This window comes from Marinobacter daqiaonensis, assembly GCF_900115285.1.
Taxonomy (GTDB): domain Bacteria; phylum Pseudomonadota; class Gammaproteobacteria; order Pseudomonadales; family Oleiphilaceae; genus Marinobacter; species Marinobacter daqiaonensis.
On record NZ_FOYW01000004.1, the window covers coordinates 71692 to 96182 of the forward strand.

Sequence of the window (24491 nt, forward strand, 5' to 3'; positions counted from 1 at the left end):
ATCAGAATCCGATACCGGTAACAGGCTGAGGGGAAACTATCACCAATGCGGAGGGTGGGCAAGTCCCGGAGCGCTCGCTTAGCTGTCATCAAAGGTGTTGCTCTTTTTCCCAGGCGGTTTGGCGTCCCGTCACCTCCCACTGGATGCGCTTGCGAAAACGTCGGATTCTGCGATCAGTGTAACGGTTGCGCCACTGGGGAATGGCCGCGAGCCGACTGGGCACAGCGGGCGCTCCCAACCCATCCACAAGAATCAGCTCCGGAGAACCACCGCGCCGCGTGACGACGAGATTATGGGGCAGCAGATTGCGGGTAAGGATGCCGGTGGTTCTCAGCCAGTCACAGAAACGCTCGATGGCGGGCTGTATCGTCGGAGTGACGCCCTGCATGATCAGCCAGCTTTCAAGGGTCGCTGCTGGCATTCCATCCTCTTCCAGTATCAGCTCGCTTTCGTTGGCAAGGCCAAGCGTCGTGGGAACCTGACCGTAGAACCGGGGCAGATGTTGCCAGGCAAGATCCGCCTGTCCACTTGACAGCAGCCGGCGTATGGCGGTTTGCTGATGAGCCAGGATTTCCTGTCGGTTGTCATCCAGCCGTTGCCTGCCAAGCGCTTTCTTCCAGGCGGGCTGGCGCCGGAACCGTGCCTCGATGTTTTCCGGGCGGATCACCTTCAGGCACCGGTCTGGCTGGTCCGGGTGGCGGTAGCAGTGCCGGTTGGACCCGGAGGCAAATGGCACATGCCCGCGGAGGTCGATCACGACATGAGCTCCCTGTAGAGAGCCAGGCTCTGGTCCGCCATGGCGTCGAGGGTCAGTTGTTCCCTGGCTCGTGCTCGTGGAATCTCCAGTAGATGAAGATTGTCATCCAGCCGGTTCATTGTCATAGCGAGCGCTTCGGGGGCCTCAGTAGGGGCGATCAGTTCAGGGGGAAGAAACTCGTTGGCCACGGGCACATCGGTGGCGACCAACGGGATGCCCGCCAACATCGCTTCGGCAAAGACATAGGAGAATCCCTCCCTGCGGGAGGAGATCACCAGGCGATCACACCGGGCCATCAGGGTAGCTACCTGGTCACTGTGGCCCAGGAGTCGGATCCGTTCCTGCTGACCTGTTTCCTCGATCAGCCGGGTCAGCTGTGGTCGCTGCGGGCCCTCACCGGCAATCCAGAGGGTGCCGGGAACATTCTTGAAGGCTCTGACCAGGATGTCGAAGCCCTTGGCCGGCACCAGCCGACCCACGGCGAGCCAAAGTGGCGGATTTCCAATGGCCGGTAAGCGATCGCCCAGGGCGGGTGTTGGCGCAGGCAGAATGCCGTTATAGATCACCCTGGTATTGACGTAGCCAATATCCCTTGCAAGGGCATGGCTGACGGCAATTACCGTCTTGAAAGGCCCCGGGCCGGGGTATCGTGATTTGAATCCGTGCAGGGTGGCGACATAATGTGGGCGGCGGGCAAAAGGTGCAATCGCAGCGATCAGCTGGGCGGCCTTGGTGCCCTGGGCATGGACGATGTCGTAATCGCGATGGGCAATAAGTCTCAGCAGCCGCCAGAGGAGGCGAGGGCTTCGCCGGGACGCTGCCGCGGGGATGGCTTCCCGGCCAACCTTGTCAGGCAGGTGCGAGTGATAGGCGGGGTCCGATGCCAGGCAGATGTCCAGTCCCCGCTCGGACAGCGCCGACGCCAGTTCCACGGTATGCTTTTCCATGCCACCGAATTCGCCGGTCCCTGTGGCCATCACCATCAGGACCCGCAACCGGTTTTTGGCTGGCGTCCTAGTCACGTTTCAGGACCCACTGGTAGACATTCAGGGTTGCGTCGACCTGAGCCTTCAGATGGAACCGCTCTGGCAGCACGATAGGGTGCTCGGTTTCAGTCAGCAGTTCCATCACTCGTCGGGCGAACTCACTGGTATCGTCGGGAGTCACCAGACCCTTTGGAAAGCATGCCTGCAGGGTCTCGGCGGCTCCGCCCCGGTTGAAGGCCGCCACGGGCGTACCGGACGCCAGCGCTTCGGTTACGGTGCGGCCAAAGGGTTCGGGCTTGGTGGACATGTGGCACACCACGTCAGCGATCAGGTAAAGGTCGGCCATGTCGTTGCGCTGCCCCGCAAAGGTGACGTGATCGTCCAGTCCGAGCCGGTGGCGGTGCTGTTCCAGCTCCCGCAGGAAGTGCTCCTTGCCCGGCTCGGCGCCGCCGACAATCAGGCCGTGACATTCAGGATGGTGGCGGATGATTTCGGCCATCGCCTCCAGGAACAGAGTCTGACCCTTCCACCGGGAAATCCGGCCCGGCATCATGATCAGGCGCTTGCCACGAAGAGCCGGGAAATCATGGTAAAACCCGTTTATCCGGTCTGCGTCGGGTTCGCGCTCCCGGAAGGTATTCACGTCAACCCCACGCTGGATGACCGTCAGGCGCTCCGGCTCCACTGCAAAATTTGCCAGCACATAGTCACGAACGCATTCGGAAATGGCAATGACGTGGTCAGCCCGGGCCATGACGGCACTGTAGGGGTTGACGGAGTACATGCCATGGAAAGTCGAGACCAGGGCAGGCCGCTGATCTTTCGGAAGGCCTTTCCAGGCCAGACGGGTAATCCAGGCGGGCATGCGCGAGCGCACATGGACCACGTCTGGCTCTATCTCCCGAAGCAGGCGGCGCATTGGCAGAATCTGGCCAAAGGAAGCCAGTGATTTCCGGTGTACGGGGAGGGTGACGTGGGTACTGCCCTGGGCTTCCAGCTCGCGAATCTTGGGTCCCCCCTGGGAGACTACAAAGGACTCGTGACCTCGGCGTACCAGTTCCGCGGCAAACTCGACGGTGCCCCGCTCCACGCCCCCGCTGTATAAGGCTGGCAATACCTGGAGGACTCTCATGTCCGGCCTCGCACCAGGCCCCGTTCCATCAACCAGCGGGCCGCCCGGTCGGCTTCCCAGAGTTTTGGCTGTGGCGGATTGGTTTCCGTCATCATGGCGAGCCCTCCCTTGTAGCTGTGAACCAGGTCCTTCTCCAGAAACCGGCGAACTCCCAAGGCGACCCTGCTGCCCTTGTTCGGTGGAAGTTCCAGCAGGGCGGTGGGAACGCCGGCGGTTAGGGTTTCGCTCAGCATTGAGCTGGAATCCGGCGTGACCCAGGCCATGCGTGACGTTGCCAGCTGGTGGCTCAGCCAGTCTTCATGGGTGCGGGTGTGGTCTACCACCTTTATTTTTTGACTCTCAAGCCCTTCCAGTTGCGTCGTCAGACTGGCCGGTGTGCGGCGGGAGTTGCTGATGGTCCAGGACCAGTCCGGATGGCGTGCCACGAGTTGTCTCAGCTGTGACATCACTGCTGCAGCCTGCCAGTCAAAATGAGGAGAAGGGCCGCCGATCAGCACCAGCGCCTCCTTTTTCAGGGTCAACCGGGCCAGTGGCACCATCCGGTTGAGTGTGCCCTCAGTTGCGAGCACCCGTTGGTGCTCCGGCAGTCCATCGTGGATTGGCGCGATCACCGCATCCACAAGAAAGCGTGGAAAATTCGGCCTCATCAGTACAACGGTGCGGCCCCTGCGCCTCAGGGATAAAAGGAGCCTGTGAGTGCGGGAGCCAGCGGCAATAATCAGGTCCGGTTCCGGCAACTGGTTCGTCATGGGAGCAGCCCATCCGAACAGAGACCTGAAAAGCCCCGTTCTCTCAGACCCGGCTTCCACCCAGTGGGTCGAAGCGCCTGCCAATACCCGGAGCCGATTGGCCAGGCCGCGGAGCTGATTGAGATGGCCCGGCTTGTTGTCTGTCAGCAGCCATATAACGGGGCTCTGCTCAGTCATGATGGGTGTGCTTCTTCTGGCTACCGCCGGTTTTGCCGTACTTACCATAGAAATCAGGATCGTCCTGATTGGGACGGGTCTTGAAACGGCGATGCATCCAGAGGTACTGATCGGGGTGGCGTCGGATTTCCTGCTCGATGGTCTGGTTGACCCGGGTTGCATCTTCCAGGTCATCGCCGGTGGGAAAATCGTCCAGAGCAGGGTGAAAGTAAACGTCGTATCCCAAGCTGTTTTCCCGACGGAAGTGGCTAAAAGGCATGACCGCGCACCCACTGCGCTCCGCAATTCGGGACGTCGCAGTGATGCTGCCCGTGGGAATATTGAAGAAAGGAGCAAAAACGATGCCCTTGCGGCCGTAGTCCTGATCGGTGGCATACCAGACGGTGCGATTCATTTTCAGACGCTTCAGCAGGCCCCTGAGGTCCTTCGAATCAAGCACCACACCGTAGTGCCGTTGCCTGGCCCGGGTCATTACCGCGTTCATCAGGGGGTTGTTGTGGTCACGCTGCATGACATCCGCCTCCATGAGTTGCGTTGCCAGACAGCCACCCATGTCCAGGGTGCTGTAGTGGCCGCCGATCAGGAGTATGCCCTTGCCCCTGGCCAGTGCCTGTTCGTGGTGCTCCAGCCCATGAACTGTAGTGATGTCCATCAGGACGCCCGGATCCCGAAACCAGGCCAGGCCGATTTCCATCATGCCAATGCCATTGGCATGGAAACTCTTGCGGACAAGACGCTTCTGTTCCGGCTCCGACAATTCGGGAAAGCAAAGCCGTATATTGACCTCGGTAATGTGCCGGCGCTTGGGGATGCAGCGCCAGGCCATCTCGCCTATCAGTTTACCAAGCCCCCATTGCCAGCGAAGGGGAAGGTGGGCCAACAGCCACATCATGCCGAGCCCCAGCCAGGTGGGCCACCAGCGGGGATGGAGGTAATGGCTGTAATCCAGGTCCCGTTCCTGTTTCCGGTGTTTATGTTTCACTTTGCTGCAGGTCCTGCCAGTATCTGAATCCGCGAGTTTATCAGGGCTTGTTTGGCAGTGTCAGTGGCACTGTCGCTCCTATTGGTTAGAATGGCCGTCGAAATCCATCGCGGAGCCCGCATGCTGCACTTTCTCTATTCACAATGTTTCCGGCTGATCCTGCCCTTTGTCCTGTTGCGGCTCTGGTGGCAATCGCGCCGCAATGGTGGCGCTGCAAACGGCTGGCGACAGCGTCTGGGCTTCGTGCCTGCGATGTCGGAGCCGGTCATCTGGGTTCACGCCGTGTCAGTGGGAGAGACCATAGCAGCGGGGCCCCTGGTCAAGGCCCTGTTGGAACGGCGGCCGGACATTCCCATCCTCATGACCGCCATGACCGCGACCGGCTCGGGCCAGGCCAGGGCGATGTTCGGAGACCGGGTGCTTTATGCGTATTCGCCCTACGACACGCCGGGCTCGGTCAGGCGTTTTGTTCGCCGCGTGCACCCCTGCGCGCTGGCGATCATGGAAACGGAGCTCTGGCCCAATCTGATCCGGGAAGTGAGTCAGCGTCGGTGCCCGGTGTTCCTGGTCAATGCGCGACTGTCCGCGCGCTCAGCGAAGGGATATCGACGGGTCGGGTCCTGGGTCAAGACCATATTGGGACGCCTGGACTGGATTGCGGCACAGGCGGATGAAGACGCACGCCGGTTTCTGACGATCGGTGCCCGGGAAGAGGCGGTATCCGTGACCGGAAGCATAAAGTTTGACGTGGATATCACCCCTGACGTCCGTCGCCGCGCAGCGGATCTTCGCCAGTGGATCGGTGGCCGGCCTGTCTGGATCGCGGCAAGTACCCACGATGGAGAGGATGAGCAGTTACTGGCCGCCCATGCCAGGGTGCTCCAGTCCACCCCTGGGGCCCTGCTGATCATCGTGCCCCGTCACCCGGAGCGGTTTGATGCAGTGGCGGATCTGACCCGGAAGAAGGGATTTACCCTCGCCCGCAGGAGCGCCGATGAGGCGGTGGCGGGAGCCCAGGTTTACCTGGGCGATACCATGGGAGAGCTGCTGGTGATGTACGGGGCGGCGAATGTGGCGTTCGTGGGCGGGTCGTTGATAGAGCGGGGGGGGCATAATCCCCTGGAGCCGGCGGGTTGGGGGATCCCGGTGATTTCCGGCCCCCACGTCTTCAACTTTGAGACGATCTATCGCCAGCTGGACAGGGGCCAGGGCCTGGTTCGAATATCTCAGGAGCAGGAGCTGGCAAACGAGGTTATCCGGTTGCTGGTGAATCCGGAGGAGGCAGAAGCCGTCGGTCGGGCCGCCCTGGCGGTGGTTGAAGCCAATCGCGGCGCCCTTGATCGTGTGGTGGAAGGCATCCTCAGCCGCCTGAAAACGGCTGAGGCTCAAAACGATTTGCGTCGTTAGGGTGTCGTCGGGTCTTCGATGGTGTCGGATTCATTGGCCAGGGCCTCTATGCCCGGCGCACTCTCGCTGAGCCATCTGTTCAGTTCCATCAGATCCTGGGGGCTGAGTGTCCCGGCGGCCTGCTTCAGGCCGAGGGTGTTCACCACATAGTCGTAACGGGCATTGGCGTAATCCCGGAGGGCAACGTAGTAGGCCCGCTGGGCATCCAGCACTTCGACTATGTTACGGGTGCCCACATCGTAGCCGGCAAGGGTTGCATCCAGGGCGCTGCGGCGGGAAACAATGGTCTGATCCAGTGCTGATGCGGCTTCAATATTGGTATTCACTGTCCGGTAAAGGCTGCGGGTGTTCACCCGCACATCCCGCCGCGTGGTGTTGAGGTTCTGCTCCTGAACATCCACCGAGGCCCGTTGCTGGCGCACACCGGCCTGAATGCCTCCCCCGGCATAGAGCGGCACGTTCAGACTCAGTCCGATCCGTCCCTCGGTCGTAGTGCCATCAAACTGGCTCGTGCCGATGGCACCCCCGGGCGCGCGGCTATCCAGACCGTCGATCCGCTGGCGGCCGTAGGATGCGTTCAGGTCAAGGGTCGGGTAGTGGCCTGCCCTGGCCTCGTCGAGATTGGCCTTGCTGGCCTGGAGGCGTTTGATGGCGGTCTGGATCTGCCAGTTCTGGCTGGTTGCTGTCTGCTCCCATTCGTTGGGGTTTGCGGGGACCGGCTGAATAAGCGGAAAGTCCTGCTTCAGGTTCTCCAGTTCTTCCGTGTATTCGCCGGTCAGGCGGGCAAGTCGCTCCCGGGCGATGTCCAGTTCGTTCTCGGCGGCAATGCGTCTGGCTGTGGCGTCATCGTAACTTGCCCGCGCCTCGTACACCTCCGTGATGGCGATCAGGCCCACGTCAAAGCGCTCCTGGGCCTGATCGTACTGGCGCTGGATGGCGTTCTCGGTGGCCCGGGCGGTGGTGAGGGCATCGGCTGCCCGCAATACATCAAAATAAGCGGTGGCAACGTCCAGGATCAGCTGCTGCTGGGCCAGATTGTACTCGGCACGGGCCGCCTCGGTCTGGAGCTGGGCGGCGTCGTAGGCAAACCATGCCTCGGCCCGGAACAGGGGCTGGGTCAACTGGACGCCATAGCCATAGGATTGATAGGAGACATCCTGATTCGGTCCGTCGCTGTCAATATGATTGGCGTCCCCGTAGGCACTTATCTGTGGCAGCAGGGCGCTCCGGCTGATATCGGCCGTGGCTTCCTGGGCTCTGAGAGACGCGCGGGCAGCAGCGATACCGGAGTCGTAGGACAAGGCCTTTTCGTAGGTTTCCATAAGGTCCATGGCCAACGCGCCGTGCGCCGAGAACAGACCGATCAGTCCACACAACAGTTGCTTTTTCATGTTTTCTCCCAGGTTGGCTTACACATCAACCGTGACGGGCCCCGCTTCGCGATGGCAGAAGGCGTGGAGGGCAGAGGCGCCGGACTTGCCAAGCTTGCTAATCTCATCGGTTCGCCATTATGGACAATAAATCATCGGATCTCTAGACTTGCAGGGTGCACGACTTTGTGTGCAAAACCATAGATTACGCGTCTTGACGGGGTGCTGGTTTCAACCTGGCAGGTTGGACAGCTGAGATTGCATTGCAGAACCCGCGAACCTGATCCGGCTAGTACCGGCGTAGGGATCCAGGACAGCTCTGATTCGCTGTAGGCAGCAACCGTGTGTCAATCGGTTCGTCTCCCGGCAGCATGCAGCGCCAACGTCATACGCGGCCCACGCAATACTACGGCTATAGGGGTCCGCACCATGTCCAATGTTCCAACCTATCTGAGTGAATCCGCTCGCGTCGATGTAGCAGCGATAGAACCATTGCCCGCATCACGGAAAATCTACGTGCAGGGGAGTCGTCCAGACCTGCGCGTACCCATGCGGGAGATCGCGCTCACCGACACACCGACAGACCTGGGCGGCGAAAGGAATCCGCCTGTGACAGTCTACGACACCTCCGGGCCCTACACTGACCCGGAAGCCACGATCGACCTGCGCAAGGGCCTGAAGCCGGTGCGTTCTGCCTGGATCTCCGAGCGAGGTGACACCGAGCAGCTGGCGGACTATTCCTCAGAATATACCCGCCGGAGAATGAAGGACCCGCAGCTGGATCCGTTACGGTTCATGGACGAGCGCAGGCCCCTGCGGGCGAAGGCCGGCTGCAACGTGAGCCAGATGCATTATGCCCGCAGGGGCATAATCACTCCTGAGATGGAATTTGTAGCCATCCGGGAGAATATGAAACTCCAGGAAGCGAAAGACCAGGGCCTGGTTGACGGGCAGCATCCCGGGCAGTCGTTCGGAGCCAGCCTGCCGCACGAGATCACGCCGGAATTTGTCCGTGAGGAAGTCGCCCGCGGCCGTGCCATCATTCCCGCCAATATCAACCACCCGGAATCCGAACCGATGATCATCGGACGTAATTTCCTGGTGAAGATCAACGGCAACCTGGGCAACTCCGCGGTCAGTTCATCCATTGAAGAGGAAGTGGAGAAGCTCACCTGGGGCATTCGCTGGGGGTCGGACACGGTCATGGACCTGTCCACTGGCAAGAACATCCATGAAACCCGCGAGTGGATTATCCGCAATTCGCCGGTGCCCATTGGCACCGTGCCCATCTACCAGGCCCTGGAAAAAGTCGGTGGCGTGGCCGAGGACCTGACCTGGGAGATTTTCCGGGACACCCTGATCGAGCAGGCGGAGCAGGGCGTGGATTACTTCACGATTCATGCCGGCGTGAGACTGCATCATGTGCCTCTGACCGCGAAACGGACGACGGGTATCGTGTCACGTGGGGGCTCGATCATGGCCAAGTGGTGTCTGGCTCACCACCGTGAGAGCTTCCTCTACGAGCATTTCGAGGATATCTGCGAAATCATGAAGGCCTACGACGTTGCGTTCAGCCTCGGTGATGGCCTGCGTCCGGGTTCGATTGCCGACGCCAACGACGCGGCCCAGTTCGGTGAGCTGGAAACCCTTGGTGAGCTGACAAAGATTGCCTGGAAACACGACGTGCAGTGCATGATCGAGGGACCAGGTCACGTGCCCATGCACTTGATCAAGGAGAATATGGACAAGCAGCTTGAATGCTGTGACGAGGCGCCCTTCTACACGTTGGGGCCCCTTACCACGGACATCGCACCCGGTTATGACCACATCACCTCCGGCATAGGCGCGGCGATGATCGGCTGGTTCGGCTGCGCCATGCTCTGCTATGTGACCCCGAAGGAGCATCTGGGGCTGCCCAACAAGGATGATGTGAAAACCGGCATCATTACGTATAAGATCGCTGCCCATGCGGCAGACCTGGCGAAAGGTCATCCGGGAGCCCAGATTCGCGACAACGCCCTGTCCAAGGCCCGTTTCGAGTTCCGCTGGGAGGACCAGTTCAACCTCGGCCTCGACCCCGACACGGCCCGCAAATTCCACGACGAGACCCTGCCCAAGGAATCCGCCAAGGTGGCTCACTTCTGCTCAATGTGCGGTCCCAAATTCTGTTCCATGCAGATCTCCCAGGAGGTCCGGGACTATGCCAGGGAACATGGACTGGATGAGGTTCAGGCGGTGGATGCCGGCATGAAGGAGAAGTCGGAGGAGTTTCTGGCGTCTGGTAGCAAGCTTTATGACCGCGTTTGATACTTCAAAAGTAGACTGCTGGTCAGGGCGCCTTGGGTGACAGGACGATAACACTTTTCCGGACACGCCCGGCAGGTATGTCCATGTAGGGCTCGACGAGCGCCATCCCTGGCGCTCGACGGTCCGGAAAAGTGTTCTCAACCTGTCCCCTGTCAGAGTATCCAGGTAACGCTAGAGATAAAAAACGGTGGCGTTAACGGGATACTCGATGGAGGCAGATTGAGAACGTGTTTTCGGAGCGTCTGCAGCCAGGGATCAATAACTGCAACTTGCAATCCCCCAACTCAAACGGCTATCGTTCAGCATCACGCCAAATCACCGGAAAGCCCGAAATCACCATGACCGAGAAGAAGCCGGAACCGTTTCAGTTCAAGGCCAGCGATGTAGATATTCGAGAGCGGGAAACCGTTTTCGATGGCTTCTTTCGCATGGAAAAACTGACGCTGACCCATCCCCGGTTTGACGGCACCTCGATGCCGGAATTCACCCGTGAGCTGTTCGTCAGGGGTGATGCGACCTGCGTATTGCCCTATGATCCCGGGCGGGACGAAGTGGTTCTGCTGGAACAGTTCCGTCCGGGTGCCATCGGTCGGAACCAGTCCCCCTGGCTGCTTGAACTCGTGGCCGGCATGAATGAGGACGGGGAGGACCCGGAAGAAGTGGCCGAGCGCGAAGCGGGTGAAGAGGCCGGGCTCAGCTTCAGCAAGCTGGAGAGAATCTGTGATTACCTGGTTTCCCCCGGGGGCACCACGGAAATGGTTTACCTGTTTGCTGGCCAGATCAGTACGGAGAGTGCCGGCGGCCTTTACGGCCTCGAGCACGAACACGAGGACATCCGGGCCCACGTGTTCAGTGCCGATGAAGCGTTCGCTATGATTCGGGACGGCCGCATCAACAATGCCGCTGCCCTTATCGCCATTCAGTGGCTGCAGTTGAACCGGGACCGCTTGCGGTCGGAATGGCGCTGAAGATGGTCGCATCCACTCTCCGCCAACGGCGCTATGTGCCGGATCTGCAGCGTCTCGGTGCCCTTTGCGAGGGTAATTACCAGCGCCTGCGCCGCCTGCGTCAACTGGAAACCGACGACCAGGACGTACTGCAGTTCGATCTCTATCGCCAGGCCCACTATCTGGGAAGGGTCAGTATTTCCGTGCTACAGCAGACCCGGTATACCGAGACGCTGTTGCTGGAGCAGATACACAACAGTGGTCGCTGGCTCAATAATCCGGAACTGACCGTCCGGGTCTATCACGACGCCAGCATGGCGGAAGTGATCAGTTTCTATGGCAATCGCCAGATTGCCGCCGTCAATGACTACCCCAATCGCTTCATGCATCACCCGGACGAGAAGGTTCAGCTGAACGGCTTTGTCGCGGACTGGCTGGACTACTGTCTCAGGTTCGGCCATGTGACCCCCGAGCGCAGTGCCTGGCGTCACTCCGACGGCGTTGAAGGGTAGCGCCCCCACTGTGAACATTTGTAAAAGGTGCCTCCATCTCGCATCCGACTTGTGACTGATGTTGGAGTTGTACGCGTAAAATCCGTCTAAAATTTGTGTATCAGCCGACGGATGAACCCAAACAATGCCAGTACGTGAGCACAGGTCACCCATCACCCTCAGCCCCGCCAGTGGCCGGGCGGCCCGCTTGCTTCAGATTACCGATCCCCATTTGATGGCGGATGCATCGGGTTCACTGCTGGGCGTGAAAACGCGGGACAGCCTGGATGCCGTGGTGCGGTGCGCCAAGGCGACCGTCGATTCTCCCGACCTGCTGCTGGCGACCGGGGACCTTGCCCAGGACGCATCCGAGGCCGCCTACCATGAGTTCGCCCGCCAGGTATCGGTCTTCGACTGCGCCCAGAGCTGGGTCGCCGGCAACCACGATGACAGCCATACCCTGACGGCGGTCGCTGAAAACTACCAGGCCGCCGGCCGCCATATGCTCATCGGATCCTGGCAGGTGATCATGCTGGACTCGTCCGTGTCGGGGCAGGTGTATGGCCACCTGGAGGAGGACGAGCTGGCATTCCTGCAGGCCGCCCTTGCGGCCTACCCGGACCGTCCTGCCCTGGTCAGCCTGCATCATCATCCCGTCGATATCGATACGGAATGGATGAACAGTATCGGCCTTCAGAACCGGGAGGCGTTCTGGGGTGTGATTGACCGTTTTCCCCAGGTCAGAGCCGTGCTCTGGGGGCATATCCATCAGGAGCTTGACATGCAGCGGGGCGATATCCGGCTTCTGGCCACGCCGTCCACCTGCATACAGTTCGAGGCGGGTTCCACCGAATTCTCCGTTGAGGCCCTGTCGCCGGGATTCCGCTGGCTGGCCCTGAACGACAATGGCTCCATTGATACCGGGGTTGTGCGAGCCAGCGACTTTGCCTACGATCTGGACACCAACAGCAACGGCTACTGAGCCAAAGGTGTCCCGCCATGGCTTCCGATGTCACTTCTCCCGTGCTGGTCTACCTGCATGGCTTCAACAGTTCGCCCCGGTCCCAGAAGGTTTCCGAACTGCGGACCTTGCTGCCGATGATCGCACCCGGTATCGACCTGGTGGCACCGAACCTGGGCTTCGATCCGGAAACCGCTCTGGCGCGGGCCGCTGAGGCTGTGTCTTCCGCCGCGGGGCGGCCGGTCGGAATCATTGGCAGTTCCATGGGGGGATTTTACGCGAGCGTGGTATCGGCCCGGTTCGGTGTTCCCGCTGCGCTCGTCAATCCTGCCGCCTGGCCCTACCAACTGCTTCGCGGTCACCTCGGGCCCCAGCACAATCCTTACACCGGCGAAGATTACGAACTTACGACAGATCATATGGCCACACTGGAGGCCATGGAACCTGGCGATACCGTTGACCCCGAGAAACTGTTCATCCTGGTGCAGACCTGTGACGAAACTCTGGATTATCGGGAGATATTGGCGAAGCATCCCCGGGCCCGGGCCTGGGTGCAGCCAGGGGGGGACCACCGTTTCCAGAATTTCAGCGTCGTGGCACCGGCCATCCTGGCGTTCCTGTTCGGCCGGTGTTTCCGGTAAACTGCCGCAAATTCTCCAGCAATGGTAGACATGGATATGAGCGAAATACCAGCAGACCTTAAGTACCTTGAGACTCACCAGTGGGTCCGGGTGTCGGATGATGGCACGGCAACGGTTGGCGTTACCGATTATGCCCAGGAGCAACTGGGTGATGTGGTCTATATAGGCTTGCCGGAAGTGGGTGACTCGGTCACTGGTGGCGAGGAAGCGGGTGTGGCCGAGTCAGTGAAGTCGGCATCCGATGTGTTCAGCCCGGTGACCGGAGAGGTCATCGAAGTCAATGAAGCCCTGGAGGAAGAACCGGAAAAGGTCAATGAGGACCCCTACGGCGAGGGCTGGCTGTTCCGCGTCAAGCTGGTGGACAAGGGCGAGCTGGACGGTCTTATGGACGCTGCCGCCTATGGCGACCTGCTGGCTGACGGGTAAAGGCGACTGTTGATGGAATTTCCCGTGCTTTACCTGCGCAAGGGCGCCGAACGTCGTCTGAAGGCCGGACATCTGTGGGTTTACAGCAACGAAGTCGATATTCGCCGGTCGCCCCTCACCGATTTCGAGGCGGGTACCCAGGCGCAGCTCCGGGCGGCAAATGACAAGCCCCTGGGTACCCTTTTCGTCAATCCTCACGCGCTGATCTGTGGCCGCCTGATCAGCCGCAACCCCAGCGCAGGCATGACACCCCAGCGCCTGACCGATCGGCTTGAGACCGCGCTTACCCTGCGCGATCGCATTTTTCCCGAGCCTTGGTACCGCTGGGTGTATGGCGATGGCGACGGCCTTTCGGGACTGGTTATTGACCGGTTCGGCGACGTGGTCGTGGTGCAGATCTCATCCGCGGGCATGGAAGCCATGAAGGAGGCCATTATCCGTGGCGTCCAGCGCCTGGCCCATCCTCGGGCCATCATCCTCAAGAATGACGGCAAGATGCGCTCGGTGGAAGGTCTTTCGTCTTACGTGGAGCAGGTAACAGGCGAAACGGTCGAGACCCTGGAAGTCCGGGAAAACGGCGTCCGGTTCGAGGTACCCCTGACCGGTGGCCAGAAAACCGGGTGGTTCTACGACCATCGCATGAATCGTGCCCGTCTGCAGCAGTACAGCAAAGATTGCCGGGTGCTGGATGTCTTCAGTTACGCCGGTGGCTGGGGACTGCAGGCGGCCGCCGGTGGCGCTCGGTCGGTGACCTGTCTCGACAGCTCGCGCCAGGCACTGGAGGCGGTTCGAAAGAATGCCGATATTAACGGGTTCCAGGGTGTGGATACCCTGGAGGGCGATGCCTTCGAGGCCCTGAAGGGTCTTTGCGACGAGCGTCAGAAGTTCGACATTGTGGTACTCGATCCGCCGGCCCTGATTCCCCGTCGCAGGGACCTGAAGGCTGGCGAGCAGGCCTACGCCCGACTCAACCAGCTGGCCCTTCGCCTTCTGGAGCGCGACGGTCTGCTGGTTTCCGCGTCCTGCTCCATGCACCTGTCCCGGGACAGGCTGGTGGACATCATCCGTGGCAGCGCCCGCAAGGTGGACCGCTTCGTGCAATTGCTGGAGCAGGGCTACCAGGGACCGGACCATCCCATGGTGCCCGGCATCCCGGAAACGGATTATCTCAAGGCCTGCTTTGTCCGGTCCCTGACCGAGTTCCTCTGACCGTCAGTCCCTCAGGGAGATCACCGGCCAGCCATTCTCCCGGGCCCGCGCTTCCAGTGTCGGGTCCGGATCGACGGCGACCGGGTGGTCCACCAGCCGAAGCAGGGGCAGATCATTGTGGGAGTCGCTGTAGAACCAGGCTCCCTCAAGCGTTTCCTGGTGGTCCTTCAGCCATTCCCTAAGCCTCAGCACCTTGCCTTCCTGGAAGCTGGGAACCCCCGAGACCTCCCCCGTGTAGTAGCCGTCGCACAGTTCCGGCTCCGTGGCGATAAGGTGCTCTATGCCAAGCTCCTCGGCAATGGGGCCCGTCACAAAGCGATTGGTGGCAGTGATGATCATCAGGATATGGCCCCGGCGTCGGTGATGGTCCAGCAGGTCGGAGGCTTTTTGCTGGTACATCGGCCGGGCTCTGGAGGCCATGAACGCCTCCCGCCAGGCATCCAGTTTCTGCATGTCGTGGCCGATCAGGGGGGCCAGGGCAAAACGCTGGTAGCGCATTACGTCCAGCTCGCCGTTCAGGTAATCCTGATAGAACTGATCGTTCTGTTTGCGGTGGGACTCCGGGTCGACAAGCTCGGCGTCCACCAGGAACTCGCCCCATGCGTGATCGCTGTCGCCGGCCAGCAAAGTGTTGTCCAGGTCGAAAATGGCCAGGGTCAAGATTTTCTCCTCAAATTCTGCTTTTAAGGGCCATTCTAACATGCTGAAAAGAGTGCCGGCTTCGTTTGCCGAGCGGTAGGCTTTCTGTAAGAATGGAGTCAATTTGGAATAAAAGTCCCTGAATCCAGGGAATCATTTTTAAACAAATTTAGACAGGACTGTGCCGTGATCGATTCAGACGGTTTCAGACCCAACGTCGGAATCATTCTGGCCAACCACAAAGGCGAGGTTTTGTGGGCAAGACGGATCGGGCAGGACTCCTGGCAGTTTCCACAGGGTGGCATCAATCACAATGAGTCACCGGAACAGGCTCTGTACCGGGAGCTCGCCGAGGAAGTCGGACTGGGCGCATCGGATGTGGAAATCATCAGCTGCACCCGTGGGTGGTTGCGTTACCGCCTGCCACGGCGCATGGTGCGACAGAACTCACATCCCGTCTGCGTCGGCCAGAAACAGAAGTGGTTCCTTCTGAGGATGCTTTCACCGGACGAGTCAGTGCGGGTTGACCGTACCGACTCTCCGGAATTCGATGGCTGGCAATGGGTCAGCTATTGGTACCCGCTGGGTCAGGTGGTGTCCTTCAAGCGTGAGGTTTACCGTCGTGCCCTGAGGGAACTCGCGCCGAGATTGTTCAGCACTGTCGATCAGTGGCAGCGTGCCGAGGAAGTGCGGCGATAGTGTCCCGAAGGGGACACCGGCAGGACCAACAACAATGACGGATTGATACCCGATATGCTCGGTACCTTGCGAAGTATTGTTCAGGAAGTGAATAGCGCCCGCGATCTGCCCGAGGCCCTGGGCATTATTGTTTCGCGGGTACAGGACGCCATGAACACCGAGGTGTGCTCGGTCTATCTGCTGGACCCGGTATCCAACCGCTATATCCTGATGGCCACGGAAGGTCTGCACAAGAAAGCCGTAGGCAAGGTCAGCCTGGCCCATTCCGAGGGCCTGGTTGGCCTGGTGGGTTCCAGGGAGGAGCCCATCAACCTGGAAGATGCCCCGTCCCACCCCCGTTATCGCTATTTTCCGGAAACGGGAGAAGAGCGTTTCCGTTCCTTTCTCGGCGTACCGATTATTCACCACCGACGCGTTCTCGGGGTCCTGGTGGTGCAGCAGCGCCAGGCTGCCCGTAATTTTGATGAGGGTGAGGAAGCCTTCCTCGTTACGGTCTCGGCCCAGCTGGCGGGAGTGATCGCCCATAGCGAGGCAACGGGAGCTATCAGCGGCCTGTCCCTTACCGGTGAGGAGGCCCGGGATGTTTCCTTCAGCGGTGTTCCGGGTGCCCCCGGCGTCGCCATAGGGTCGGGCGTGGTTGTGTTTCCCCCCGCCGATCTGGATGCGGTTCCGGAAAAGCCCACTGATGATCCCGACAATGAACTGGCTGCCTTCAACGAAGCGGTAACGGCTGTCCGAGAGGACATCCAGAAGGTGGCAGAGCGTCTTTCCGACAAGCTGCGCCCGGAAGAACAGGCTCTGTTTGATGTTTATCTCAGAATGCTGGGTGAGGATGCCCTTCCGGGTGAAGTGGCAAACCGTATTCGGGGCGAGGGGCAGTGGGCCCAGGGCGCCCTGAAGCAGGTGGTCAACCAGTACGTGCGGCATTTCGAGATGATGGATGACCATTATCTTCGCGAACGCGCGGTGGATATCCGGGATCTTGGCCGGCGGATTCTCTCGCACCTGCAGGAGGGGGATACCCGGGAGGTGAATTTTCCGGAGCGCACGGTGCTGGTCAGCGAGGAAATTACACCCGCCATGCTTGGTGAAGTGCCACGGGGGCGCCTGGTAGGGTTGGTGTCCGTGCGCGGCTCCAGTAACTCTCATGTGGCGATCCTCGCACGGGCCATGGGCGTGCCCACGGTGATGGGGCTGGTGGACATACCGGTGAACCAGCTTGATGGCAAGGATCTCATCGTTGATGGTTTCGAAGGCCAGATCTTTGCCTCGCCGTCGCCGGAACTCCGCGCCTTCTACCAGGAGATCTGCGACGAAGAGGCTGAGCTGTTCCGGGGTCTTGAGGCGCTTCGGGACAAGCCCAGCATTACTACCGATGGTCACCGGGTGTCGCTGCTGGTGAATACCGGCCTGATGACCGACGTTGTCCGCTCCCTGAGCCATGGTGCCGAGGGTATCGGCCTCTACCGGACCGAAGTGCCGTTCATGATCAAGGAGCGCTTCCCGTCCGAGCAGGAACAGCGGGAATACTACCGCGAACAACTGGAAGCCTTTGCTCCCAACCCGGTGACCATGCGGACACTGGACATCGGCGGCGACAAGGCTCTGAGTTATTTCCCGATCAACGAAGAGAACCCGTTCCTGGGCTGGCGCGGTATCCGGATCAGCCTCGACCATCCGGAAATTTTTCTCGTGCAGGTGCGGGCCATGCTCAAGGCCAGCGAGGGGTTCAACAACCTGCAGATCATGCTTCCCATGATCAGCAATATCTCCGAGGTGGAAGAGTCACTCCACCTGATCTACCGGGTATACCACGAGGTCCGGGAAGAGGGCTATCAGATCAACATGCCCCGGGTCGGGGTGATGATCGAGGTACCGGCGGCGGTTTACCAGGTGCGGGAGCTGGCGGAGCGGGTCGACTTTCTTTCGGTCGGCTCCAATGACCTGACCCAGTATCTGCTGGCAGTTGACCGGAACAATCCCCGTGTAGCCCAGCTTTACCATTCCTACCACCCGGCGGTCCTGCAGGCGCTGGTGCGTATTGCCCAGGATGCTCATTCGGTGGGCAAGCCGGTCACCATCTGCGGTGAGTTGGCCGGAGATCCGGGCGGTGCCCTGCTGCTGATGGCCATGGGGTACGATGCCCTGTCGATGAATGCCGCCAGCCTGCCCAAGGTGAAGTCGGTGATTCGCAGCGTCAGTCGGGAATGGGCCGCCCAATTACTGGAGGATGTTCTGCTCCTGGACTCTCCCCATGTGATCAAGAGCTGCGTGGACCTGGCCCTGAGGAATGCCGGCTTCGCACGCTACCTTCGTCCGGGCCGGACGACGGTGCCGGTCACCACGTTCGAGAGTTCCCAATAGGATCGATTCATTTGGGCAGATACATGGAATTGGGGTGAGTATTCTAATCTGAGCTGGTAGCTTGTGATGTAAAGCCTTCCGGAGCGCACTATGACCACCGAACCTACTCAGCTTCGCCCCGCACCCCGCATTGGTCTGGCCCTTGGTGGCGGTGGCCCGTTGGGCGGCATTTACCAGATTGGTGCATTGCGTGCCCTGGATGAGGCCCTTGAGGGACTCAACTTCAATAACCTGGAAGTCTATGTCGGCGTTAACGCCGGGGCGTTTGTGGCCGCTAACCTGGCCAACCAGTTGACCACCGCCCAGCTTTGCCGGATCTTCGTTCGCCATGAATCCGAGGTTCATCCTTTTCACCCAGAGGTCTTCTACCGGCCTGCCCTTAAAGAGATGAGCCGCAGGCTTCTGGCGGTACCGGGTCTGCTGACCAGCGCCGTGACCCGTTTCCTCCGAAATCCCCATGACCAGAGCTTCCTGGAAGCCCTGACCATCCTGGCTCAGGCGGCTCCGTCTGGCCTGTTCGACAATTCTGCCCTGGAGGAGTACCTGGCCCGCGCCTTTACCACCTCGGGTCGGACCAACGATTTCCGCAAGCTACGACGGCGGCTGTTTGTGATTGCCGCTGACGTTGAAACCACGGAGTCGGTCTGTTTCGGAGATGAGGGCCTGGATCATATTCCGGTATCGAAGGCGATCCAGGCCAGCATGGCTTCTCCGGGACTCTACATGCCCGTCGAGGTGGAAGGTCGCTACTGCGTGGACGGCACCTTGCGAAAGGGGTTACATGCCTCGGTAGCCTTCGATCATGGCGCGGATCTGGTGCTGGCGATCAATCCCCAGGTACCGATTGATGCCCGGGCAGCGGAATCAGCGGGAACAATGGATGCCGGAGAGCTCACGGGTTCCGGGATGCCGAACCTCCTGTCCCAGATGTATCGGGCCATGGTCTATTCCCGCATGCAGAATGGCATTGCCCAGTATGCGAAGGAGTATCCGGGTCGACACGTGCTCCTGTTCGAGCCCACCCGGGACGACGCCAAGCTGTTCTTCTCCAACGTTTTCAGTTTCCAGTCGCGCCGCATGGTCTGTGAGCACGCCTACCAGATGACCCGCCGCGACCTGCTACGCCGGGCAGATCAGCTCGAACCCCTGCTGGCGAAACATGGAATCCGGTTGAACCGGGAGGTACTTGAGGACCCCGAGCGCAGAATAAGCACGGCGCTCTACGGGGAGATGCTGCCCCTTTATGTCGCAAAGAAGCGCAAACGCAGGGAAAGTCGTGGAGTGTTCGGGCGAGGGCTGGGAACGGTCAGCCAGATCTTTCAGAAAGCCCAGTAGGTCAGCGAATTAACCGGACAAGGCACCCGAGGGCCGGGTCTGATGGTCAGCGGCTTCCACCTTCCTGCTCCAGACGGTCCAGATACCTGCGCCAGTAAGCCTCCTGCTGTTGCGCCAGGTCCCAGAGGTATTCCCAGGTAAAAAGACCCGAATCGTGGCCATCGCTGAAGGTGAGTTTCAGCGCATAATTACCCACTGTTTCAGCTCCTGTCACCAGCACCTCCCGCTTTCCGGTCTGCAGGGTGCCCGGTCCCGTGCCGTGGCCACGTACCTCCGCAGAGGGCGACCAGACTCTTAACAGCTCAAAGGGCAGGTTCCAACGGGTGCCGTCAGGGTAGTCAAGCTGCAGAATCCGGCTTTGCTTCCGGATGCGGATGTCGGATGGGCGCAGGCTCATGTCTGGTATTCCGTCTGGTTGTTTCATTAACCTACTGCCTGCCACTGCGGGCCAAGGCGCCGGTAGGCCCGGCGCCCGGCAGGATCAGAGAATGTAGCGGCTCAGATCTTCGTCCTCGGCCAGATCACCAAGTTTTTCATCCACGTAATCGGCGGTCACTTCGAACTCGGTGGTGACCTTGTCCCCGGCATCGAAGGACAGGCTCTCCAGCAGGCGTTCAAGTACGGTGTGGAGGCGGCGGGCGCCGATATTTTCAGTGGTTTCGTTAACCTTGTAGGCCACTTCCGCCAGGCGCGAAATGGCGTCATCGCTGAAGGTGAGACGAACGCCTTCCGTTCCCATCAGTGCTTCGTACTGCTGCACGAGGGAGGCATCCGGTTCAGTCAGAATGCGACGGAAATCCTCCGGCGTCAGGGCCTGCAGCTCGACGCGAATGGGCAACCGGCCCTGGAGCTCCGGGATCAGGTCCGAGGGCTTGGAGAGGTGGAAGGCGCCCGACGCGATAAACAGGATGTGATCGGTACGGACTGAGCCGTACTTGGTGCTCACCGTGCTGCCTTCAATCAGAGGCAGAAGATCACGCTGAACGCCCTCCCGGGAGACATCGGACGAGGTGTTCTCGGAGCGTTTGGCAACCTTGTCGATCTCATCGATGAACACGATACCGTTCTGCTCGACGGCCTCAATGGCCTTCTGCTTGATCTCCTCCTCATTCACCAGCTTGGCCGCTTCCTCTTCCTTCACCTGGCGCAGTGCATCCGCCACCTTCATCTTGCGGGTCTTGCGACGGTCCTGGGAAAGGTTCGAGAACATGTTCTGGAGCTGGCTGGTCATTTCCTCCATGCCGGGAGGTGCCATGATCTCTACGCCCATTCCGGTATTTCTGAGCTCGATCTCGATTTCCTTGTCGTCGAGCTGGCCCTCCCGCAGCTTCTTGCGGAACAGCTGGCGGGTGGACGAATCCTCCCTTGGCTCGCTGTCTTCCCGGAGGTTGCGGGGCGGCGGCAGCAGTGCGTCTAGAATGCGTTCTTCGGCGGCATCCAGTGCCCGGTTCTCGTGCCGTTTCATTTCTTTTTCCCGGAGCATCTTGATGGCCATGTCCGCCAGATCACGGATGATGGACTCCACGTCCCGGCCAACGTAACCCACCTCGGTGAACTTGGTGGCTTCCACCTTCAGGAAAGGCGCGTCAGCCAGCTTGGCCAGGCGACGGGCAATCTCGGTCTTGCCAACCCCCGTGGGACCGATCATCAGAATGTTCTTGGGGGTGATTTCATCCCGCAGGGTGCTGTCCAGCTGCATCCGGCGCCAGCGGTTTCGCAGGGCAATGGCGACGGCACGCTTGGCTTCCTGCTGGCCAACGATGTGTTTATTCAGCTCGTGAACGATTTCACGGGGAGTCATTGCAGACATGGTAGCTCCGGTCTCAGTCGTTGGCTGACAGCACTTCTAGCGTGCGGTTGTGGTTGGTGTAGATACAGATGTCCGCGGCGATATCGAGACCCTTCTCGACAATCTGGTGGGCGCTGAGCTCGGTATTTTCCAGAAGGGCCCTTGCGGAAGCCTGAGCGAAGGGGCCACCGGACCCGATGGCGATCATGCCCTGTTCAGGTTCGATGACGTCGCCATTACCGGTGATGATCAGAGAAGCGGTCCTGTCGGCCACTGCCAGCAGAGCCTCGAGCCGCCTTAACGCACGGTCTGTTCGCCACTCCTTGGCCAGCTCGACCGCTGCCCTTGTAAGGTTGCCCTGGTGCTTCTCCAGTTGCGCCTCGAAGCGCTCGAAAAGAGTGAAGGCGTCGGCGGTGCCGCCGGCGAAGCCTGCCAGGACCTTGCCGTCATACAGGCGGCGAACCTTGCGGGCGTTGCCCTTCATAACGGTGTTGCCGAGGGAAACCTGACCGTCGCCGCCCATGGCGACCTCGTCATCGCGGCGAACTGAAAGGATCGTGGTCATTTGGGCTCCATCACTGAAAAACGAGTTGATTTCCGGATATATGGCGCCGGTGGAGCGGATTTCAAGGTGCGGAAATCAGCCCTTGTGGAATCAGTTGGTGGTGGTCTCCCTGGGGATTTTCCGTACCAGCGGCTGGATATTGATCGCCACCAGTTTGTCCACCGCTGAATTCATCTGACTGCGGGTATCGAAAGGCCCGACATTGACCCGGTACCAGGTGTTACCCTGCTCGATATCGATGCGGGAAACCTGGGCCCGCAATCCCTGGAAGGCAATCTGTGCCCTCTGGCGCTCAGCGTCTTCAGCGCCACGAAAGGAGCCCGCCTGGACAACATAACGGAAATTCTGGGTGGCAGGGGAAGGCTTATATTCCTCAACCGTGGGCGGTACCACCTCTGAGTCCGGCAGGATATTGTAGAACCTGAACTTCGGTTCCTCCCCCTCGGTCTGGGACTGCCTGCCGGGTTTGGGGCCCGCTGGAGCTGTCACAGCGGGCGCTTCCTGCCGGGGCCCGGTGGCGGGTGCACCAGTGGGGTCCAGGGTGTTCAGATAGATGATGAATCCGATGAAACCGCCCACAGCGGCCAGTGACAGGATCCAGCGCACAGACAGACCTCCGCTTTGGGTTCGAGCCCCGGCAGAGGGTTGCTGCCGGGGTTTTCTGACTTTGTTGGCCCGGTCCCCGGATTTCCGCGCTGGTGGTCCTTGATGAACCGCCCCCTTTCCGGAAGACTGCTTGCGGGCGTAATCCCTGGACACGTCGCTTCTCCTGCCGAACTACATTTCTTCCGGCGCGCTGATTCCCAGAAGATCCAGGCCGTTGGCAATCACCTGCCGCACCGCGAGGTATAATGTCACCCTCGCATCCCGAAGCTCTGCATCGTCCACAAGGACCTTGTGGGCGTTGTAGTAAGTATGAAGCTGTCCCGCCAGGTCCCGCAAATAGTGGGTGAGATGGTGAGGCTCCCGCTGCGCAACGGCATTACGCAACAGATCCGGATACCTGGCCAGCTGGTTCGCCAGCTCCTTCTCTTCGTCAAGGGTCAGCCGGGCCAGATCTCCCGCCACTTCGTTATACTCCCGAACGATACCGTGTTCCTCGGCGAGCTTGCGGAGCACACTGCAGATTCGGGCGTGGGCGTACTGGATGTAGTAAACCGGGTTTTCGTTGGTCTGGGAGCGGGCCAGGTCAATGTCGAACGTCAGCTGGGAGTCCACCCGCCGGGCGGCCAGGAAAAACCGCGTTGCGTCACGGCCCACCTCATCGATCAGATCCCGAACCGTGACGTAACTGCCGGCCCGCTTTGAAAGCTTCACTTCCTGGCCGGAGCGGGTCACCATGACCATCTGGTGCAGAACATAGTCGGGCCAGCCTTCAGGAATTCCCGCCCTGAGCGCCTGCAGGCCGGCCCGGACCCGGGTCACCGTGGAATGATGGTCGGCACCCTGTTCATTGATGACAGTACCAAAGCCGCGCTGCCACTTGTCCAGGTGATAGGCCACGTCTGGCAGGAAATAGGTGTAGCCACCGTCTTTCTTGCGCATGACCCGGTCCTTGTCATCTCCGAATTCCGTGGTCCGCAGCCACATTGCCCCGTCCTGTTCGTAGGTGTAGCCGTTTTCCTGCAGACGCCTGACCGTTGCCTCCACCTTGCCTTCGAGGTAGAGGGAGGACTCAAGGAAATAGACGTCAAATTCGACGCCGAAGGCCCTGAGGTCCAGATCCTGTTCCCGGCGCAGATAGGCAACAGCGAAGTCACGGATGGCGTTGAGGTCTTCCGGGTCGCCGGTTGCCGTGACTTTGCGGTCATCCGCAGCCACGGTCTCGCCCTTCAGGTAGGCCTCGGCCACGTCCCTGATGTACTCACCCCGGTAGCCATCTCCCGGCCAGCTGGCATCGTCCGGTCCCAGGCCTTTTACCCGGGCCTGTACGGAACGGGCGAGATTGTCGATCTGGGCGCCGGCGTCGTTGTAATAGAACTCCCGGGTAACATCGTAGCCACTTGCTTCCAGCAGCCGGCAGAGACAGTCACCGATGGCGGCACCACGACCATGGCCCACATGCAGAGGCCCTGTGGGATTAGCGGAAACGAATTCCACCTGAACCTTTTTACCCTGGCCGTCGTTGTTCCGACCGAACGCTTTACCCTGGCTGAGGATTTCCTCGGCAATGCCGACAGCACTCTCGGCGGTCATGAAGAAGTTGATGAAACCGGGGCCGGCAATCTCCACCTTCGCCACGGCCGGACTCTCGGGCAGATTCGCCACCAGGGTCTCAGCCAGCTTCCGGGGCGGACAGCCAGCGGCCTTTGACGCCACCAGGGCGATATTGCAGGCATAGTCGCCGTGGCTCTTGTCCTTGGTGTTACCCACCTGGGGGGTGAAAGTCTGGTCCGCGGGCAGCGTGCCTTCGGATTGTAAGGCGGCCAATGCCGCGCCGAGGAGTTCGGTGACGGTGTCTTTCATGCTGTGCTGGTTGCCCTTGGTCGGGGAGTGGCGACTTTGGAATATCGAGGGACCGGGCCTGACGGCCCTGTCCCAGAGGTGGGGTATTATCG

General features: G+C 60.4%; 23 protein-coding genes and 1 riboswitch. Of the genes, 11 read left to right on the plus strand and 12 right to left on the minus strand.

Going from position 1 to position 24491, the window contains the following annotated elements; translation table 11 throughout:
* Nucleotides 1-88 precede the first annotated feature (88 nt).
* From BM346_RS17310 to lpxL, 5 genes are read right to left on the minus strand one after another with little or no spacing between them, the layout of a single operon-like run.
* Nucleotides 89-757 carry a YrbL family protein gene (locus tag BM346_RS17310; RefSeq protein ID WP_092016293.1) on the minus strand — a complete coding sequence of 223 codons (669 nt, stop codon included), beginning with the start codon at nt 755-757 and terminating at the stop codon, nt 89-91.
* Complete coding sequence (locus BM346_RS17315) at nt 754-1779, minus strand: glycosyltransferase (RefSeq protein ID WP_139229956.1); 1026 nt, start codon at nt 1777-1779, stop codon at nt 754-756. Before BM346_RS17315 ends, BM346_RS17310 begins: the two co-directional genes overlap by 4 nt.
* Nucleotides 1772-2875 (minus strand): glycosyltransferase family 4 protein, encoded by a 1104-nt coding sequence (locus tag BM346_RS17320; RefSeq protein WP_092016299.1) that lies wholly within the window; start codon nt 2873-2875, stop codon nt 1772-1774. The genes BM346_RS17315 and BM346_RS17320 overlap by 8 nt, the downstream gene beginning before the upstream one ends.
* The gene (locus BM346_RS17325; protein WP_092016301.1) at nt 2872-3801 is read right to left on the minus strand and encodes an ELM1/GtrOC1 family putative glycosyltransferase; all 930 of its coding nucleotides are present in this window, start codon (nt 3799-3801) and stop codon (nt 2872-2874) included. Before BM346_RS17325 ends, BM346_RS17320 begins: the two co-directional genes overlap by 4 nt.
* Nucleotides 3794-4783, minus strand: a complete 990-nt coding sequence (gene lpxL / locus BM346_RS17330; protein ID WP_092016304.1) for an LpxL/LpxP family Kdo(2)-lipid IV(A) lauroyl/palmitoleoyl acyltransferase — start codon at nt 4781-4783, stop codon at nt 3794-3796. The genes BM346_RS17325 and lpxL overlap by 8 nt, the downstream gene beginning before the upstream one ends.
* Nucleotides 4784-4903: 120 nt before the next feature.
* Here lpxL and waaA point away from each other — a divergent pair, with 120 nt between their 5' ends.
* On the plus strand, nt 4904-6190 hold the full coding sequence (gene waaA / locus BM346_RS17335) for a lipid IV(A) 3-deoxy-D-manno-octulosonic acid transferase (protein WP_092016307.1): 1287 nt from the start codon (nt 4904-4906) through the stop codon (nt 6188-6190).
* Here the strand turns inward: waaA and BM346_RS17340 are convergent.
* Nucleotides 6187-7581: a TolC family outer membrane protein gene (locus tag BM346_RS17340; RefSeq protein ID WP_092016310.1), complete on the minus strand. Its 1395-nt coding sequence runs from the start codon at nt 7579-7581 to the stop codon at nt 6187-6189. The two genes, waaA and BM346_RS17340, sit on opposite strands and share 4 nt — an antisense overlap.
* A 187-nt stretch (nt 7582-7768) precedes the next feature.
* Nucleotides 7769-7884, plus strand: a riboswitch (TPP riboswitch).
* A gap of 105 nt (nt 7885-7989) precedes the next feature.
* Here BM346_RS17340 and thiC point away from each other — a divergent pair.
* The 7 genes from thiC (at nt 7990) to BM346_RS17375 (ending at nt 14542) form a co-directional block, all read left to right on the plus strand.
* Nucleotides 7990-9867 carry a phosphomethylpyrimidine synthase ThiC gene (gene thiC / locus BM346_RS17345; RefSeq protein ID WP_092016313.1) on the plus strand — a complete coding sequence of 626 codons (1878 nt, stop codon included), beginning with the start codon at nt 7990-7992 and terminating at the stop codon, nt 9865-9867.
* A gap of 338 nt (nt 9868-10205) precedes the next feature.
* Entirely contained in the window at nt 10206-10835 is a 630-nt protein-coding gene (locus BM346_RS17350; RefSeq protein WP_092016316.1) for an NUDIX domain-containing protein, read from the plus strand.
* Nucleotides 10836-10837: 2 nt separating this feature from the next.
* On the plus strand, nt 10838-11326 hold the full coding sequence (locus BM346_RS17355; protein WP_092016544.1) for a DUF1249 domain-containing protein: 489 nt from the start codon (nt 10838-10840) through the stop codon (nt 11324-11326).
* Nucleotides 11327-11450: 124 nt separating this feature from the next.
* Nucleotides 11451-12287, plus strand: coding sequence for a 3',5'-cyclic-AMP phosphodiesterase (gene cpdA, locus BM346_RS17360; protein ID WP_092016319.1), 837 nt, complete (start codon nt 11451-11453; stop codon nt 12285-12287).
* Between the two features lie 17 nt (nt 12288-12304).
* Nucleotides 12305-12907 carry a YqiA/YcfP family alpha/beta fold hydrolase gene (locus BM346_RS17365; RefSeq protein WP_092016322.1) on the plus strand — a complete coding sequence of 201 codons (603 nt, stop codon included), beginning with the start codon at nt 12305-12307 and terminating at the stop codon, nt 12905-12907.
* Between the two features lie 36 nt (nt 12908-12943).
* Nucleotides 12944-13333, plus strand: a complete 390-nt coding sequence (gene gcvH / locus BM346_RS17370) for a glycine cleavage system protein GcvH (protein ID WP_092016548.1) — start codon at nt 12944-12946, stop codon at nt 13331-13333.
* A 12-nt stretch (nt 13334-13345) separates the two neighbouring features.
* On the plus strand, nt 13346-14542 hold the full coding sequence (locus tag BM346_RS17375; protein ID WP_092016326.1) for a class I SAM-dependent rRNA methyltransferase: 1197 nt from the start codon (nt 13346-13348) through the stop codon (nt 14540-14542).
* Nucleotides 14543-14545: 3 nt separating this feature from the next.
* Here BM346_RS17375 and BM346_RS17380 read toward each other — a convergent pair whose 3' ends face one another.
* Nucleotides 14546-15202, minus strand: coding sequence for a histidinol-phosphatase (locus tag BM346_RS17380; protein ID WP_092016328.1), 657 nt, complete (start codon nt 15200-15202; stop codon nt 14546-14548).
* A gap of 165 nt (nt 15203-15367) precedes the next feature.
* Between BM346_RS17380 and BM346_RS17385 the strand changes: the two genes are divergently transcribed.
* The 3 genes from BM346_RS17385 to BM346_RS17395 all read left to right on the plus strand — a co-directional run bounded on the left by BM346_RS17385 (nt 15368) and on the right by BM346_RS17395 (nt 19579).
* A complete protein-coding gene (locus BM346_RS17385) occupies nt 15368-15880 on the plus strand; it encodes an RNA pyrophosphohydrolase (RefSeq protein ID WP_092016331.1) in 513 nt (170 codons plus the stop codon).
* A gap of 54 nt (nt 15881-15934) precedes the next feature.
* Nucleotides 15935-18244 (plus strand): phosphoenolpyruvate--protein phosphotransferase, encoded by a 2310-nt coding sequence (gene ptsP, locus BM346_RS17390; protein WP_092016333.1) that lies wholly within the window; start codon nt 15935-15937, stop codon nt 18242-18244.
* A gap of 90 nt (nt 18245-18334) precedes the next feature.
* The gene (locus BM346_RS17395) at nt 18335-19579 is read left to right on the plus strand and encodes a patatin-like phospholipase family protein (protein WP_092016336.1); all 1245 of its coding nucleotides are present in this window, start codon (nt 18335-18337) and stop codon (nt 19577-19579) included.
* Between the two features lie 46 nt (nt 19580-19625).
* Here the strand turns inward: BM346_RS17395 and BM346_RS17400 are convergent, their stop codons facing one another.
* The 5 genes from BM346_RS17400 to argS form a co-directional block, all read right to left on the minus strand.
* Nucleotides 19626-19976: a gamma-butyrobetaine hydroxylase family protein gene (locus BM346_RS17400; RefSeq protein ID WP_092016338.1), complete on the minus strand. Its 351-nt coding sequence runs from the start codon at nt 19974-19976 to the stop codon at nt 19626-19628.
* 84 nt (nt 19977-20060) lie between these two features.
* The gene (gene hslU, locus BM346_RS17405) at nt 20061-21389 is read right to left on the minus strand and encodes an ATP-dependent protease ATPase subunit HslU (protein WP_092016341.1); all 1329 of its coding nucleotides are present in this window, start codon (nt 21387-21389) and stop codon (nt 20061-20063) included.
* A 13-nt stretch (nt 21390-21402) separates the two neighbouring features.
* The gene (gene hslV / locus BM346_RS17410; protein ID WP_092016344.1) at nt 21403-21933 is read right to left on the minus strand and encodes an ATP-dependent protease subunit HslV; all 531 of its coding nucleotides are present in this window, start codon (nt 21931-21933) and stop codon (nt 21403-21405) included.
* A 90-nt stretch (nt 21934-22023) separates the two neighbouring features.
* Nucleotides 22024-22539: an SPOR domain-containing protein gene (locus BM346_RS17415; protein WP_227663032.1), complete on the minus strand. Its 516-nt coding sequence runs from the start codon at nt 22537-22539 to the stop codon at nt 22024-22026.
* Between the two features lie 171 nt (nt 22540-22710).
* Nucleotides 22711-24399: an arginine--tRNA ligase gene (argS, locus tag BM346_RS17420; protein ID WP_092016349.1), complete on the minus strand. Its 1689-nt coding sequence runs from the start codon at nt 24397-24399 to the stop codon at nt 22711-22713.
* Between the last annotated feature and the right edge of the window lie 92 nt (nt 24400-24491).